A 15,283-nucleotide genomic window follows, 5' to 3' on the forward strand; every position below is an offset into this window, starting at 1 on the left:
CCGTGACCTGCAGGACCTGCGGGAGGACGACGTGGGCCGGCTGCGGCCACCACGTCGCCGCAGTGAGGGCCCGCGTCCCCGCCGACCAGTGGTGCGCCGGCCACGCACCGGACCCGACCGCCGGCCAGGGCCTGTTGCGCCGGCTCTTCGGGCGGTCATCGTGAACGTCGACCGTCTCGTCCTCGCCCTGGCCGGGACGCTCGTGCTGGCAAGCGCGCTCCTCGCCACGGTGCTGTCGGGCTGGTGGCTGCTGCTCGCCGCGTTCGTCGGCGCCAACCTGTTGCAGGCCAGCGTCACCGGCTTCTGCCCGGCGGCGGTCGTGCTGCGCCGGTTCGGCGTACCGGCGGGGTGCGCCTTTCGCTGAGCTCAGCTGCCGGTGCGCGCCTGGAGGTACGCCGCCAGCGGACCCGGCAGCTGCGCCGGCCGGTCGCCCCAGTCGTAGACCACGGCGGTCCGGGCGATCAGGTCGTGCAGCGCCCGGTGGTCGCGCCGGAGCACGATCAGCAGCGCGCCGATCCCGAAGACGGACGTGCTCAGCGGCAGCGCGAGGACCCGCACCACGCAGGCGACCGGGCGCACCGGCCGCCCGTCGCGCGCGACCACCTTCAGGCCCACGGCGGCCTTGCCGATGGTCCGCCCGGCGACGGCGGTGCCGGCCACGACGTACACCGCACCCCAGGTGAGCAGCGCGAGCGTGGCGACGAGCCCGGTGCCGTCCTCGAGGGACACGTCGAGCAGCGCCTGCGCGAGGAAGCCGGCGATCCCCACCCCCAGGGAGTACGACGCCAGCACCACACCGACGTCGATGGCCGTCGCCGCTGCCCGGCTGACCGGCCCGGCGTACTGACCGGTGACGGTCCGGCGGCTCACCGGCCCTCCCCCGCCCGCTGAGCCGGTCCCACCAGCAGCTCAGGACCGAGCGGCGCCGGACCCGTACGTCGCAGCAGTCGGTCGACGATCCCGCCGACCACGGTGTCGAGCCCGACGACCTGGGCACGCGCCGCGTCGAGGGTGCGCCCGGCGAGGTTGCCCGTCGTGTCCGCGACGATGTCGGGGATGCCGGCCCGCTGGACCAGCTGCTCGACGTCCGCGCGCGCCAGCAGCCGGTCGACGTCGACCCGGTCGAGCAGGCGGTTCACGTCGACCCGCTCGAGCAGCTGGTTGACGTCCACCCGCTCCAGCAGGTCGTTGACGTCGACGTGGTCGAGGACCACCTCGATCGGCACGGCGTCGACCACCTTGCCGGTCACCGCACCGGCGACACGACCGAACAGACCGGGCTCCGCGGGCGTCATGGCGTCAGGATTCCACAGGGGCGCCCTAGGGCGTGCCGGGCAATCCTGGGTGGATGCCCAAGTCGTCCAGTGCGTGCGATGGCAAGGCGCCGGTGCGCAGGCAGACTGGACGTCTTTCCAGCATCGGCAACGCCGCCAGCGTGCGTGCTGGGCGGGTTGGGCGCCGCCAAGGATTGCCCGACGCGCCCTAGGCTCCGCGCATGACGTTCCCCGTTCCGACGTCGGCCCTGGGCTGGACCATCCTCGGGCTCGACATCGTCCTGCGCTTCGTGGCGCTCGGGGTCATCCCCGGCAACCGCAAGCCGTCGACGGGCATGGCCTGGCTGCTGCTGATCATGATCGAGCCGATCATCGGCTTCTCGGTCTTCCTGCTGCTCGGACGCACCCGCCTGGGCAACCGCCGGATCACCCGCCAGAAGACGGCGATCACCGCGATCCGCGAGCGCGCCGACCGGCTGCCACTGTCCTTCGACCACGGCCGCCTGCCCGCGCCGATCGCCCGCGTCGCCCGACTCAACCACCACCTCGGCGCGCTCCCCCTGACCGGCGGCAACGAGGTGCAGCTGTGGCCCGACTACGTCGGCGTCATCGAGGAGATGGCCCGCGAGGTCGACCGCGCCCGCAGCCACGTGCACGTGGAGTTCTACATCACCGCCTGGGACGACGTGACGGACCCACTGTTCCAGGCCCTGCTGCGCGCGACGGAGCGCGGCGTCGACGTACGGCTGCTGTTCGACCACCTCGGCTCCCGCGGCCTCCCCGGCTACCGCGCGATGCTCCGGCGCCTCGGCGAGACCCGGATCGCGTGGCACCCGATGCTGCCGATCAAGCCACTCAAGGGCCGCTTCCGCCGTCCCGACCTGCGCAACCACCGCAAGATCCTCGTCGTCGACGGCAGCGTCGGCTTCACCGGCTCGCTCAACCTCACCGAGCCCGGCTACAACAAGCCGAAGAACCACAAGCTGGGCCGCGAGTGGGTCGAGCTGATGGTGCGCCTCGAGGGCCCGGTCGTCGGCGGCCTGAACGCCGTCTTCGCCTCCGACTGGTACGTCGAGACCGGCGAGGTCGTCGAGCTGGTCCCCGTCTTCGGCGAGCCCGACGTCCGTCCCGACGAGGTCCTCGACGTCCCCTGCCAGGTGGTCCCGAGCGGTCCCGGCCTGGTCGCGGAGAACAACCTGCGCATGTTCACCACGCTGATCTACGCCGCCACCGAGCGGATCTCGCTCACCTCGCCGTACTTCGTCCCGGACGAGTCGCTGCTGTACGCCGTCACCACTGCCGCCGAGCGCGGCGTCGACGTCGAGCTGTTCGTCAGCGAGGTGTCGGACCAGTTCATGGTCGGCCACGCGCAGGCGTCGTACTACCGCGCGCTGCTGCAGGCCGGCGTCCGGATCTACCGCTACCCGGCGCCGTACATCCTCCACGCGAAGCACTTCACGATCGACGACGACGTCGCGGTGATCGGCTCCAGCAACATGGACATGCGCTCGTTCGGCCTCAACTACGAGGTCTCGCTCATGCTGCCCGACCCCGCCGTCGTCGAGCGGTTGCGCGGCGTGCAGGACGCCTACCGCGCGATCTCCCAGGAGCTCACCCTGCCCGAGTGGGACCAGCGTCCCGCCCGCACGAAGTACGTCGACAACGTCATGCGACTGACCGCCGCACTGCAGTAGCGAACCGGCGCAACCCCTTCCAGCGGATCCGACAGTGCCGCGCGAGGGCATTTGAGACGGGCGTCCCGGAGTCCTAGTCACAAGGAACCAGCGCAGCAATTCCTTCGTTCCGACGTGTCGCCCGACCATTGCGGCCAGCCTGCCGGCTCCCCGATGCTCGAAAGGTCAAGGTCTCGGCAACCAGGGGGAGGAACGCATGAGCGCCATCGAAGCGATGCAGGTCACGGAAACCGAGCGCGAACGGCCCAACGGCCCGCGGCTCTCGCCGGACCTCGAGGAGGTCATCCTCGAGATCGCCGCCTCCGAGCGCGCGCTCGACGACCTGCTGACGCGGGCGGACCGCCTGCACGCCAGCAACATCCAGCACGACCCGCGGTCGTGCCTGGTCTGCTTCAGCAACCGCTGACCCACGATCTGTCGCGGCGGCGCTGCCCGCACCGAGTGGGGCCGGCAGCGCCGTCCCGGCCTATCTGCGCCGATGGAACCGCACGTCACGGACGGGAGCCAGGTCGCCTCGTAGCGGTGGTCGTGGACCCGGTGATGGTGGTGGCTGCAGAAGCTGACCCCGTCGGCGAGGTCGGTACGGCCGCCCTGCGCCCACGGCTGGCGGTGGTGGACCTCGCACCAGGCGGCCGGAGCGTCGCACCCCTCCGCGCGGCAGCGGTGGTCACGGAGCCGGATGGCACGCCGTTGAGCGGCGGAGAAGAGCCGGCTGCGGCGACCGAGGTCGAGGACCTCGCCCCGTGACCCCAGCACGACCGGCACGATGCCAGCGCTGCACGCCAGCCGACGAGCCTGCTCGGCAGAGATGTCGTCGACGCCGTCGGGCGTCAGGATGCCGGCCCTGGCCAGCTCCGCCTGCAGCTGGCCGAGGGTCATGGTGACCAGCAGGGTGGTGGCGTCGCCGCCGTGGGCGGGCAGGCCCGAGGGATCGACCTGCTCGAGCAGCGTGGCCAGCGCGGCGGCGTACGCCCGGCGGCGCGGGGGCCGGGCATCCTTCGGTGCGCGGCGGCCCTCCTTCCGCGGCGAGGTCATCGCCTGCAGGTAGGCCCACAGCCGCTTGCGGATCGTGGTCGGGCAGCGCCACCAGATGTCGCTCGTGCCGTCGGGGTTGTCGCGGTAGCGCAGGGACTCCCGCTCCCGGGCCTCGCGCTCCTCGTCCTCGAGACGTCGCGCCAGCTCCTCCTCGGCGACCTCGGGTGCGACGACGTCGAGGATCCGCCGGGCGAGGCGACCGAGCTCGCGAGGGCGGAAGTCGGCGGCGTGGCCGACCAGGGTCGCCTCGGCCTCCCGGAGCACGTCGGCGCCGATCGTCGTCGGCAACGCGTCGACGCCGGCCGTGATCGCCCGGGCCTGCGCCACTGACACCGCACCGGCGCGCATGCCGGCGGCGACGAGAGGACGTCGCTCCAGCGCCTTGGCCAGCTGGACGTCGCGGCGGACGGTCTCGGAGTCGGCGCGCGTCGCGGCAGCCACCCACGCCGCCGCGTCACGGGCGCCGGACTCCTCCCCGACCTCGTCCGCAGCCGCCAGCACCCGCAGCCGGACCTCGGCCACCTGCGCCTCCAGCCGGGCCAGCTCGACGAGCGCCGCCTGCTTCTCCGTCGTCGTCAGGTACGTCGGCTGGGCGTCCGCCATCTCCGCCACCAGCGCACGCAGCCCTGCGACGCCCCCGAGGATCGGGTGCGGAGGGGCGAGCTGGGCGGTGGACATGCGATCTCCTGGCGGGCGCGACAAAGTTGCTTGTCGTCCTGCAGGAGGCTCGAACTGAGCAGCGACTCCTCCGCACCTGGCTGGTGCGTGCCATGTCCTGACGAACTGGCCCTCAGGGCCCGGGACCACTCGGAGCATCCCGCCATCTGGGCTGCTCCCATCCTAGCACAGAGTCGAACATATGTTCGATCTCGTCCACAGGTGCGACGCCCGGCGTACCTGAGCGAGGGCGGAAGGGACCCAACCGTCCGCCGATCCGAGGGGTCTGCCGGGGCCGCCCGCGGGCACTGCACGGCCATGTACATCGGACTCGGCATCGTTCTCCTCGTCCTCGGCCTCGTCTTCGCCCTGGACGTCATCACCGTCGACATCAAGTACGTCAACGACGACGCCCTCGGCACGATCCTGATCGTCGCCGGCGTCCTCGCCATCGTGCTCTCGCTGCTGATCGCCCCGCCGTGGCGCCGCGACCGCGTCGTGCGTGAGTACGACGAGCGCCCGCTGCGCTGACCCAGCGGCGGGGCCGGCGTCAGTACCCGATCAGGTCGAGGTAGTAGTCGCCGAGCCCCGCTGCTCCCAGGATCGCCGCCCACGCGCCGAGGATCATGAACGGCCCGAACGGCACCGCCGTCTTGCGCCCGGCCTTCCCGCTCACCATGAGCATGACGCCGGCGACGGCCCCCAGCAGGAATCCCATGAAGGCGCCCACCAGGAGCGTCCCCCACGTCAGGTACGCCGTCATCGCGCCGACGATCCCCGCCAGCTTCACGTCCCCGAAGCCCATCCCCCCCGGCGCCGCGAACCAGACGATGAAGAAGAACGCGAACAGGATGGCCCCACCGATCGCCGCCCGTACCAGCGCCTCACCGTCCCCGTCGACGAGCAGCAACGCCGCCAGCACCGGGTACGACGGCAGCACGATCACGTCCGGCAGCCGCTTCACGTCGAGGTCGATCAGCGCGAGCGCGATCCCGATCCCGGCGAACGCGAGGTAGGCCGGCAGCAGCCGCAACCCGTCCTCGTCCGCCCCGAACCGCAACGCCACCAGCGCGAAGGCGACACCCGTCCCCGCCTCGACCAGCGGGTACCGCGCACTGATCGGCTCCCCGCAGTCGAAGCACTTCCCCCGCAGCACCAGCCACCCCAGCACGGGGACGTTGTGCCGGTTGCGGATCGCGTGCCCGCACTTCGGGCACGCCGACGGCGGGTGCACGATCGACTCCCCCGCCGGCACCCGGTGCACGACGACGTTCAGGAACGACCCGATGTTCAGCCCGAGAAGGCCGGCGAAGACCGGGACGAGGACGTCGAGGATATGTTGCTCGGTCAGCGCGTATGACTCCAGCTCATCGGGGTGACTTGACGATTCGGCGGCCCGGGCGTGCCGCCGCTATCGAAGACCATCACCTTTGTCTTCAAAGCCAACTCTCCGCCCGACGTACAGGATGCTCCCGGGCACACATAGACGTTGAGTCTGACCAGAGTCGTCTCGAATCCGAAGCCAGGCGAATCGTCGGGAATCTCGAACACTGGTCCGGTGAACAGCGGGTTGCCCGTGTTGACGTCGAAGCGCAGTGACCGCACGATGACACCGAACTTGGCTACCTCCGCACTGAAGTTGCTCAGCGTGATGTCCATGTGGCCGTACGGGGCGTATGTCGTGCCGTGGAGATACATGTTGATCTTGTTGTTGCCGGAGTTGTCGGTCCACAGGAGCGGGGTGGACGTACCCCCCGTCTCGATGTTGGTTCCCTGCTCGCCGCGCAGTACGGGGACGTAGTACGTCAGGTCGAGGGACAACGAATCCAGGGTGACCGCGTTGTTGCCGTTCGACGTCACTTTCACCGCGTACGTGACCTTTGCTCCGGAGAAGCCGTAGTCGTGGACCTGCCGTTGCAGGTTCTGGAACTCAGTCGCGTTGGTGGCGAGGTCGACGGTGTCGACGCCGCTGGTGGTATTGCGAAGCGGCACGGTGAACGCGCCAGTCGCCGTTGGCGCACCATTCACTTGGAAGGCCGCCGTGCTCTGGTTGCCGACGTCCTTGTGCTTCACCCTCAACTTCGCGCCCGTGAGGATCGCCCCCGCTGGAACGGCCGTCGCCGGAGCAAACCCGGGCACCGTGATCGTCCCATTTTTGGTACCGGACCCCGTGGTCGTCCACGTTGCTTCCAGGCCGTTGTCGGCTGAGACGGCGGCGGCAGTTGCGTTCGTCCAAGTCCCCTGCGGCTGCGTCGTTGTCACGGCGCCGCTCGGAATCAGACCGTTTGCGGGCGCAGATGAGGGCGTGTTACCGGTCTTGAGGCCGTACAACTCGATCGGCGGTCGATCGACGTGATACGTCGCGCACAGCTCCATCCGCGCTCCACGGCTCGATCCGCCGTTGAGGTACAGCCTGCTGTTGCCGCCGAAGACGAACTGGACACCCTGTGCATTCACGTTGGTGATCGGGCTCTGGCAGTTGCCAGGAATCAGCCCTCCTTGGTTCGGCGCAACCGCGGGCAGTGACGAGGGAGGCCGCGCGAGAATGGCGCCTGTGGTTGGGTTCGTCGGCGTGCCGCCAAGGACATCCAAGCCAGAAGGAATCGACCACTGATTGGTGATTCCTGGATAGACGCTGTCAGGGCAGACGTTCGAGCACGTTTCGTCGTGGAAGTCGAAGTAGTAGTTGCCGGGCTTGAACCAGACAACGGGGCAGATGTTCATCGCCGCGTTCATGTCGGCAGCGCTGTCGTAGTAGCCCTCGGTGAAGACAGCCAGGTTGTCGTCGGACGTGGTAGCCGTGGACGGCGACAGCCCGTCAGTGCATGACGTCGGAGGCTTCTTGAGGGCCGGCGGCGAGCTACCGAGCTCGTGGTTGTAGTTCGGGTCGCTGGTGGGCGCCGGAGCCGGCGGGGCGTCAGCACACCGCTTGACCGAAGGCGCCACCACCGTGGCAGCAGAGCAGGTCCCCGTTGCCTTGACATCGCCCGCGTCCAGGTTGACCGAGCCCGTGATGGTGCCGTTCGCGAACACGCCGCCGTGCACCTTGAGCGGCTGGGCCGCTGTGAGGGTCCCGCCTGTCTTGGCAATTCGATCCCCGAGAGTCACGATCGCGTAGCCGGGTTTGTTGCTGCCGTTGATCGGGACCGCAGTGCCCTGTTCCCCAGTGTCAGAGTCGATCTCGCAAACGACGCGAGCAGACATCTCTTGCTGCGTCTCGTTTCCGACTTTCGGAATGAGGCCATTCAGGTACAACGTGTTCTTGGCGGTGGTGGGGACACCCGTGTCGTAGCCGAAGCAACCTGTGCCAGGGGCATTCGTGAAGTAGGAGGGGTTGGTTCCGTTGCCGGAGTTGTAGCCGGTGCGTAGGGCGTTGATGGCCACTTGGGCAGCGCCGTCGGCCGCATAGGACGAGCGCGCGACGTCCCGCAAAGCAACCGTGGCCCGAAGGCTGCCGTCGCCCCTTGTCAGCACCATTCCCGTAACCAGTGCAATGACGGTGACGATGAGGATGGCGAAGATGAGCAACGCCCCCCGATCGTCGCGAAGACGTCGACGACGGATCCTGATGCGGGTCATGATTGTCTCCGTTCGCCCGAGAGCGTGGCGGTGTAGGCGACGGTGCGGTTTCCTTCTTGGTCGAGAATCGAGAGAGGGAGATTCACGACTGTAGGGACGTTGTTTCCGGTGCCGCTGCAGGCGACGTCGCAGGTAGCGACTTGCACCATACTGAGATTGTGAGCGACCTCGACCTTGGAGTCGACTGTCGTTCCCGTGCACCGGACCCGAACCAGTTCGTAGGGAGCCGACGCGCCAGTTGCCACGTAGCTCACGGTGACTATCTCCCCCACGTTCGTCGAGACGTCCGACGTGTATTCCGTCCATGCCAGAGTGACCAAGGTGGTTCCGGTCGGCAAGGTGCATCCTGGAGAGACGTTGACGGACTGCGCAAGGGGAAAGGTCTTCGTGGCGGTGTTGTACGCGGACCGCACCCCGATGCTGGCAACGTCACGCTGCCAGTAGGCAGCAGCGAACTGGACATCGTTGGATTCGGTCATCCGTGACTCGGCATCCACAGTCGTCCTGAAATAGCTGATCAGTACGCCCGTCAGCGCAACCAGGATGACGCTCATGATGGCGATGACGATGACCACCTCGGGGAGGGTGAACCCCCCGTCTTCGTTGCGTTCAGGCGCCTTGCTGGTCATGGACATGAGGTCCCCGTCCCGCAAGCCTTTCGCACCACGATCGTCAGCTTCTCAGTGACGCTCCCGCCCTTGCGAGGCACGGTGAGTGCCAGAGTGATTCTCTGAACTCCCTTGTCGCCACACGGCGCGGTCGACGCCGCAGCACCGCCACCCGTCAACGGCGTCGCGGCAGAGTGGGTGGGCGTGTAGTTTCCGGGGAGCGACGAGAGCTGTCCCAGAACAGCGGGAACGTTGTAGGCATTCGGCCCGGCGCAGTTGACGTAGTGACCGGTCGTGTTCAGGTACGCCTCGATCGCCTCCGCATAGCTACGGACGTAGGCCCCGCCTGTGGACTGTTTGCGATGAATGTCCGACGACTTCAGGCTGAGCTGCAAGCCGGCCAGCACCGCCACCCCGGCGATGCTGAGAATCGTGATCGACACCAGGACCTCGATGAGAGTGAACCCAGAGTCTGATCGGATCGACGCGCGGCGACGCGTCAGCGGTTGCATCAGATCTCCACCTGCGCATAGATGCCGTACATCGCCGATACGAGGGCGATCGCGACGAAGCCCACGATGCCGCCCATCACCATGATGACGATCGGCTCGAACAGGGACGTGAGCTTCGCGATCTTGTAGTCGAGCTCGTCCTCGTAGTATTCCGCGGTCACCTCGAGCTGGGTGTCCATGGATCCGGTCTCCTCACCGACTCGCAGCATTGAGGTGGCGGTTCCCGGAAACAGCTCGGTCCGCGCAAGCGGCCCCGCAAGCCCTTGTCCCTCGAGCATCTGCTCGGTGACCCCGTTGAGCCTCTTGATGAAGACGCGATTCTTGAGGGAGTCAGTCGCCACGCGGATCGCCTCGGGGAGGTTGACGCCGGCGCTCACCATCGAGGCCATGACGCGGCAGAAGCGTTCGACCAACGCGTACTGGATCGTCGTGCCGAGAACCGGAACCTTGAGCAGGAAGGCGTCTCGCGCATATTTACCCCGCTCGAAGCGGAGGATGAGCCAGCTCAGCAGAGCCCCCGCTGCGACACCACCGAGGATCGCCCACCACCAGTTGCCGATGAACTCAGAAGTGTCGAGCATGAACCGGGTCGGCCACGGCAGGTCGGCATCGAGATCCGCGAAGAAGTCCTCGAACTTCGGCAGGACGTAGAGCGCAAGCACGAGCACCGTGACCACTGAAAGGCCTGCGACGGCAATCGGGTACATGGCAGCCGACTTGATCTTGCGCCGCGCGTCGAGGTCGCGCTGGATGTAGATCGCCAAGCGTGAGAGAACCATGTCGAGCTCACCCGTCAGCTCCGCCGAGCGAACGATGCCCCGGTAGAACTCGGGGAACACCCTGGGATACCTCTCGAGGGTGTCGGAGAAGCGCTCGCCCGTGCGGAGGCCGTCCTCGATGTCGTGCATCATCCGGCGCACCGACGAGTTGTCGCTCTCGGCACCGATGGCATGCACGGCGTCGAGGATCGGCAGACCGGCTCGAAGGAACGCAGCGATCTGACGCGACAGGTGCATGACCTGCTCGCGCTTGATCCGAGGTCCCGAGATCTCGTATTGCAGGATGTTCTTCTTCTCCGTGACCCGGAGGTCGCGATAGTCCCGCTCGTAGAGGGCGACCTCGGCATCCCCACGGCTCGGAGCCTTCTGGGTGCCCTTGACCCGGTCACCAGCGAGGTCGACGCCGACGTAGGCGAACTTGGGCATCTTCAGACTCCTGCCACGTAGATGGAGCGCATGACCTCGGCAGCAGTGGTGGTGCCGTGGGTGACGAGCTGCGCAGCCTGCTCCTGGAGCGTGCGCATGCCTTGGTTGCGGGCCAGCTTGCGCATCTGGTCATGCGGCGCGCGGTCGACGATCAACTCGCGTACCTCGTCGGTGATCACCAGCATTTCGTAGACCCCGATCCGCTCGAGGTAGCCGGTGTGCGCGCAGAAGTGGCAACCGGTGCCGTGCTGGAAGCCGCCGATCGGCTCGCCGCCGCCGAACTGCTGGAGGAAGGCCAGTTCGTCGGGCGAAGGCTGATAGGGCTCCAGGCAGGAGGTGCAGCTGCGCCGTACGAGCCGCTGAGCCACGACAGCCGTGACCGACGATGCGATGAGGAAGGCCTCGATGCCCATGTCGAGGAGGCGGTACAGCGCGGAGACGGCCTCGGTCGCGTGAAGCGACGACAGCACGAAGTGCCCCGTCAGAGCCGACTGGACCGCGATCCGCGCGGTGTCGACGTCACGGATCTCTCCGACAAGGATCACGTCGGGGTCCTGACGCAGGATCGACTTGAGGCCGCCGGCGAAGGTGATCCCGGCCTGCTCGTTGATCTGGATCTGGTTGATCGAGTCAAAGGTGTACTCGACCGGGTCCTCGATCGTCATCAGGTTCTTCTCGGGGCTGTTCAGCTCGCCGAGGGAGGCGTAGAGCGTGGTGGTCTTGCCACCTCCGGTCGGGCCCGCGCAGATGACCATGCCGAAGGGCGAGTGGATCAGTTGGGAGTACCGGACAGCTGTCTCGGCTGGCATGCCGAGCTGCTCGAGCTTGAAGAGCGGGCGGCTCTTGTCGAGAACTCTCATGACGATCTTCTCGCCGCCGACGACGGCCGTGGTGGAGACGCGGATGTCGACCTCACGGCCCTCGATCTCCATGGAGATCTGGCCGTCCTGAGGTCGGCGGCGTTCGACGATGTTCATTCCACCGAGAATCTTCACGCGACTCACGATGCCGGGTCCGATCGAGGCCGGAAGGTCGAGAACCTCTGTCAGCGCGCCGTCGATGCGATAGCGGACCCGCACCCGTTCACCGGTCGGCTCGACGTGGATGTCCGACGCACGATCACGAAGCGCCTGGGTGATGATGGACTGCACGACGCGAACGACAGGTGCATCCTCGCTCGCACTCACCTCGTCGAGCGCGGAGGCCTCTTTGCGAAGGGCGTCTCGTGCCTCGAAGACTTGGACCTGACCACCGACCTCCTGCGTGGCGCGGTAGGACGTGGCCAGACCACGCTCGAGGTCACGCGCGGTGACCACGGCAGCTCGGACGGGCCGCTCCAACACGGCGGCAATGGCCGCGACCCGCTCGGGGGCGGGATCGAGCACCGCCACCGTGACCGCCTCATCGTCGATGGCCACTGGCAGGACCTGCAGGGCCGTGGCCTGGTCCCGCGTGAGCAGCGCGATCGCTTCCGGCGCCGGCGTCAGCGTCCGGAAGTCGGCCATCGGCACGCCGTGATGCTGGCTCAGCGTGCGGGCCAGTGCGTCGTCGGTGATGGATCCGGCGCCGACCAGCTTCGCGGCAAGCGCGCCTGCTTGATCACGGACGGCGTCCAGTTGGTACGGCTGGACCACGCCCGCTCCGACCAGGATGCGCCCGAGCCGCTCGTCGTCCTCGTCGCTCCGGGGTGCAACGGTGGGAGCCGGAGCCTTGGTGTGCTTGCCCTTGAGCCTCATCGACGCTGGTCCTGCCTCACCGACCGACGGGCGCTGAGTAGCGCGGTCGGGTCTCGATGTCCTTCGGGTAGAGGCTGCGCGCCCGCGCCTCCTCCTCGTCCACGATGCCCGTCTGGATGAGGTGGGACAGCGACTGCTCCAACGTGATCATCCCATCCTGGGCGCCGGTCACCAGCGAGTTGCGGAGCTGATGAGTCTTGCCTTCCTTGATCAGGTTCCGGACGGCAGGGGTGGCGACGAGTACCTCATAGGCCGCTGTCATGCCACCGCCGATCTTGGGGATCAGCCGCTGGTAGACGACGCAGCTCAGCGCGGCTGCGAGCTGGACCCGGATCTGGGCCTGCTGCTCGGCCGGGAAGACGTCAATCATGCGACCCAGCGACTGCGCGGTGTCGTTCGTGTGCAGTGTGGCGAACACCAGGTGGCCGGTCTCGGCCACGGTCAAGGCGAACTGGATGGACTCGAGGTCGCGCATCTCACCCACGAGGAGGACGTCGGGGTCCTCCCGGAGCACGGAACGGAGGGCGTCGTGGAAGGTCGCCGTGTCGGTGCCGACCTCACGCTGGTTGACCGCGGCCATCTTGTGGTCGTGGACGTACTCGATCGGGTCCTCCACGGTGATGATGTGGCAGCCGCGATTGGTGTTGATCTGGTCGATCAGCGATGCGAGCGTCGTGCTCTTGCCCGAACCCGTGGGCCCCGTCATGAGGATCAGGCCCTGGTGACGCATGGACAGCTCGCGCAGGGCAGGCGGCAGGCCGAGGTCGTCGACGGTCGGGACGGAGCGCGGAATCATCCGCAGGGCGACAGCGGTCAGCCCGCGCTGGGTGAACGCGTTGCCTCGGATCCGGGCGTGCTCACGCCAGGAGAAGGAGAAGTCGTACTCGTGCTGGGTGCCCCACACTGCGTGCTGCTCCGGGCTGAGCACCTCAGCAAGCAGGCCGTCCGTTTGGTCAGCAGTGAGCGCAGACTGCCCTGGCACCGGCATCAGGGTGCCATCGACCCGGAGCATTGGCGGGAGGCCGACGGTCAGCATGAGGTCGGTACCCTTCACCTCCCAGAGGGCGGCGAGCAACTGATCGATCCGGTCACCGATCCGGTGCAGATGGTGGTACACGGGAAGTCTCCTCAGTTAGTGCGAGCACAGACCGCAAGGAGGGCCGCCGCCGGAGCGACGGCCCTCCTATGAGAAACGAGTCAGCAAGCGGTACCGGTGGCCTCGACCGGGGTACCACCCAGGCCGGTCACGTACTTGCCGGAGTAGACGCCGCCCTCACCCTTGAGGAACCCGCCGGTCACGAGTGCGTCCAGGTCGGCGGCCTCGCTGCCGTTCTCGGCGTAGTAGGCCTCGATGGCGGTGTTGACCGTGCGGAACTCGATCTTGCAGGCGGACTCGTCGCCCTTGTCCGTGATGCCACGGACGGAGAAGACAACGATCGCGGCGAGGATGCCGAGGATGATGATGACGATCAGGAGCTCGATGAGCGTGAAGCCGCGCTGGTCGCGGCGGGCCGCCTGGAGGCGGTCAATGGTTCGGCGCATGCGAATTACCTCTTAGGAAGGAGAGATGATCAGGAGGAGCGGGCCCGAGCCACTGGACTGATACAACGACAACCCGCGACGCGACGTCATGACAATCGCGGTTTCTTTACTTTGCTTCCCCCAATATGGGTAGTAGGGTTCGCGCCGCCACTATCGGATCCGATGGTTCGGCTGCGGCAAGCGCACTTATGTCCCACAATCTGCCGCTGCGCGAGGCGGGTCTCGATACGCCCTCCGCTGGCGCTCCGGGCTACTCGACCAACGACGGACCCACGGCGCTCCGGGCTGGCCGACCAACGACGGCCACCTCCGGACGAAAGTGCGTGACGTGGGCCACACTGTGCCCGTGGCTCAGTCGACCAAGCCGGCCAAGGCGCCGAGCAAGCAGTCCGTCGTCAACCTCTGGGACTTCCTGGTCAAGGGCGGCATCGCCGACCTGACCCGCACCCCGTCGGAGATCATCGACACCGGTCGTACGCGCGAGCTGCACCGGTACGAGAAGGCGAAGGGCGTGCGCAGCAAGGGGATCCCCGTGCTGCTGGTGCCGCCGCTCGGGTCGCAGGCGTCCTGCTTCGACCTGCGCCAGGGGCTTTCGCTGGCCCAGGACTTCGTGAACCGGGGACGCCCGACGTACCTCGTCGACTACGGCCCCCTCAAGGGCGAGGACCGGCTCGTCGGCATCGAGCACTTCGTCAACGACGTGCTGCCGCCGGCGATCCGCAAGGTCAGCGAGGACAACGGTGGCAAGGACGTGCACCTGGTCGGCTGGTGCATGGGCGGCCTCCTCTCCCTCGGTACGACGGCGGTGCACCGCGAGCTCCCGATCCGCTCGGTCGCGATGGTCGCGAGTCCGTTCGACCTGTCGAAGCAGCCGATCCTCAAGCCGGTGCAGGCGATCGGCAAGGTCACCGGCGGCAGGCTGGTCGGCAGCGCGCTCAAGGCAGCCGGATCCGTGCCGGCCCCTCTCGTGAGCATCGGGTTCAAGGCGACCGCGCTGCCGACGTACCTGAAGAAGCCGCGGACCCTCTGGAACAGGCGCGAGGACCGCGAGTTCCTCGGTCAGGTGCAGGCGGTCGACCACATCATGAACAACATGCTGGCCTACCCCGGCCGCGCGACCCTGCAGGTCTACCAGCGGCTGGCGCTGCGCAACGAGCTCGCCAGCGGGAGGATCCAGGGCCCCAACCACCTCATCGACCTGGCCACCGTCGAGGTGCCGGTGATGAACGTCGCCGGCAGGACCGACGTCCTCGTCCCGCCGGCCGCTGCCCACCACGTCGGCGAGCTGCTCACGTCGTCGAAGGAGGTGCGGCTGCCGCTCGCGCCGGGTGGCCACCTCGGGGTGCTCACCGGCACGAAGGCGCCGGAGACGACGTGGGTGGAGATCCACGACTTCCTGGAGAAGTACGACCGGAAGCGCTGAAGTGGCCACCATGATGCT

The 15,283-nt window shown here is 67.8% G+C and carries 15 protein-coding genes; 4 read left to right on the top strand and 11 right to left on the bottom strand.

The genetic code is table 11. The features are described 5' to 3' along the window. The first annotated feature begins 160 nt into the window (after nt 1-160). Entirely contained in the window at nt 161-364 is a 204-nt protein-coding gene (locus tag ASE20_RS02750) for a DUF2892 domain-containing protein (RefSeq protein ID WP_056892969.1), read from the top strand. A gap of 2 nt (nt 365-366) precedes the next feature. On the opposite strand, the gene ASE20_RS02755 is transcribed toward ASE20_RS02750, so the two are convergent. Beyond that, nucleotides 367-870, bottom strand: a complete 504-nt coding sequence (locus ASE20_RS02755; protein ID WP_056892970.1) for an RDD family protein — start codon at nt 868-870, stop codon at nt 367-369. Further along, the gene (locus ASE20_RS02760; protein ID WP_056892971.1) at nt 867-1,295 is read right to left on the bottom strand and encodes a hypothetical protein; all 429 of its coding nucleotides are present in this window, start codon (nt 1,293-1,295) and stop codon (nt 867-869) included. Before ASE20_RS02760 ends, ASE20_RS02755 begins: the two co-directional genes overlap by 4 nt. Nucleotides 1,296-1,495: 200 nt before the next feature. On the opposite strand from ASE20_RS02760, the gene cls reads away from it, so the two are divergent. After that, nucleotides 1,496-2,968, top strand: a complete 1,473-nt coding sequence (gene cls, locus ASE20_RS02765) for a cardiolipin synthase (protein ID WP_056892972.1) — start codon at nt 1,496-1,498, stop codon at nt 2,966-2,968. 165 nt (nt 2,969-3,133) lie between these two features. Here cls and ASE20_RS02770 read toward each other — a convergent pair whose 3' ends face one another. Continuing rightward, nucleotides 3,134-4,681: an HNH endonuclease signature motif containing protein gene (locus tag ASE20_RS02770; RefSeq protein WP_056892973.1), complete on the bottom strand. Its 1,548-nt coding sequence runs from the start codon at nt 4,679-4,681 to the stop codon at nt 3,134-3,136. A gap of 297 nt (nt 4,682-4,978) precedes the next feature. On the opposite strand from ASE20_RS02770, the gene ASE20_RS02775 reads away from it, so the two are divergent. Next, the gene (locus ASE20_RS02775; protein WP_056892974.1) at nt 4,979-5,191 is read left to right on the top strand and encodes a hypothetical protein; all 213 of its coding nucleotides are present in this window, start codon (nt 4,979-4,981) and stop codon (nt 5,189-5,191) included. Nucleotides 5,192-5,210: 19 nt separating this feature from the next. On the opposite strand, the gene ASE20_RS02780 is transcribed toward ASE20_RS02775, so the two are convergent. The 8 genes from ASE20_RS02780 to ASE20_RS25915 all read right to left on the bottom strand — a co-directional run bounded on the left by ASE20_RS02780 (nt 5,211) and on the right by ASE20_RS25915 (nt 13,842). Next, nucleotides 5,211-6,026, bottom strand: a complete 816-nt coding sequence (locus ASE20_RS02780; protein WP_318655570.1) for a prepilin peptidase — start codon at nt 6,024-6,026, stop codon at nt 5,211-5,213. After that, nucleotides 6,008-8,239 carry a hypothetical protein gene (locus ASE20_RS02785; RefSeq protein WP_056917932.1) on the bottom strand — a complete coding sequence of 744 codons (2,232 nt, stop codon included), beginning with the start codon at nt 8,237-8,239 and terminating at the stop codon, nt 6,008-6,010. Before ASE20_RS02785 ends, ASE20_RS02780 begins: the two co-directional genes overlap by 19 nt. Further along, on the bottom strand, nt 8,236-8,874 hold the full coding sequence (locus tag ASE20_RS02790) for a type II secretion system protein J (protein ID WP_056892977.1): 639 nt from the start codon (nt 8,872-8,874) through the stop codon (nt 8,236-8,238). Before ASE20_RS02790 ends, ASE20_RS02785 begins: the two co-directional genes overlap by 4 nt. Then, nucleotides 8,865-9,359, bottom strand: coding sequence for a prepilin-type N-terminal cleavage/methylation domain-containing protein (locus ASE20_RS02795; RefSeq protein WP_056892978.1), 495 nt, complete (start codon nt 9,357-9,359; stop codon nt 8,865-8,867). The genes ASE20_RS02790 and ASE20_RS02795 overlap by 10 nt, the downstream gene beginning before the upstream one ends. Continuing rightward, nucleotides 9,359-10,564, bottom strand: coding sequence for a type II secretion system F family protein (locus ASE20_RS02800; RefSeq protein ID WP_056892979.1), 1,206 nt, complete (start codon nt 10,562-10,564; stop codon nt 9,359-9,361). The genes ASE20_RS02795 and ASE20_RS02800 overlap by 1 nt, the downstream gene beginning before the upstream one ends. 2 nt (nt 10,565-10,566) lie before the next feature. Next, a complete protein-coding gene (locus ASE20_RS02805; RefSeq protein WP_082612079.1) occupies nt 10,567-12,300 on the bottom strand; it encodes a GspE/PulE family protein in 1,734 nt (577 codons plus the stop codon). A gap of 16 nt (nt 12,301-12,316) precedes the next feature. Further along, nucleotides 12,317-13,417 (bottom strand): type IV pilus twitching motility protein PilT, encoded by a 1,101-nt coding sequence (locus tag ASE20_RS02810; RefSeq protein WP_225869014.1) that lies wholly within the window; start codon nt 13,415-13,417, stop codon nt 12,317-12,319. 80 nt (nt 13,418-13,497) lie between these two features. Further along, nucleotides 13,498-13,842 carry a prepilin-type N-terminal cleavage/methylation domain-containing protein gene (locus ASE20_RS25915; protein ID WP_056892980.1) on the bottom strand — a complete coding sequence of 115 codons (345 nt, stop codon included), beginning with the start codon at nt 13,840-13,842 and terminating at the stop codon, nt 13,498-13,500. A gap of 346 nt (nt 13,843-14,188) precedes the next feature. Between ASE20_RS25915 and ASE20_RS02820 the strand changes: the two genes are divergently transcribed. Continuing rightward, nucleotides 14,189-15,265, top strand: a complete 1,077-nt coding sequence (locus ASE20_RS02820; RefSeq protein ID WP_056892981.1) for an alpha/beta fold hydrolase — start codon at nt 14,189-14,191, stop codon at nt 15,263-15,265. Nucleotides 15,266-15,283: the final 18 nt, after the last annotated feature.

The sequence above is a fragment of the Nocardioides sp. Root240 genome (genome assembly GCF_001428825.1).
In the GTDB taxonomy this organism is placed as follows: Bacteria; Actinomycetota; Actinomycetes; order Propionibacteriales; family Nocardioidaceae; genus Nocardioides.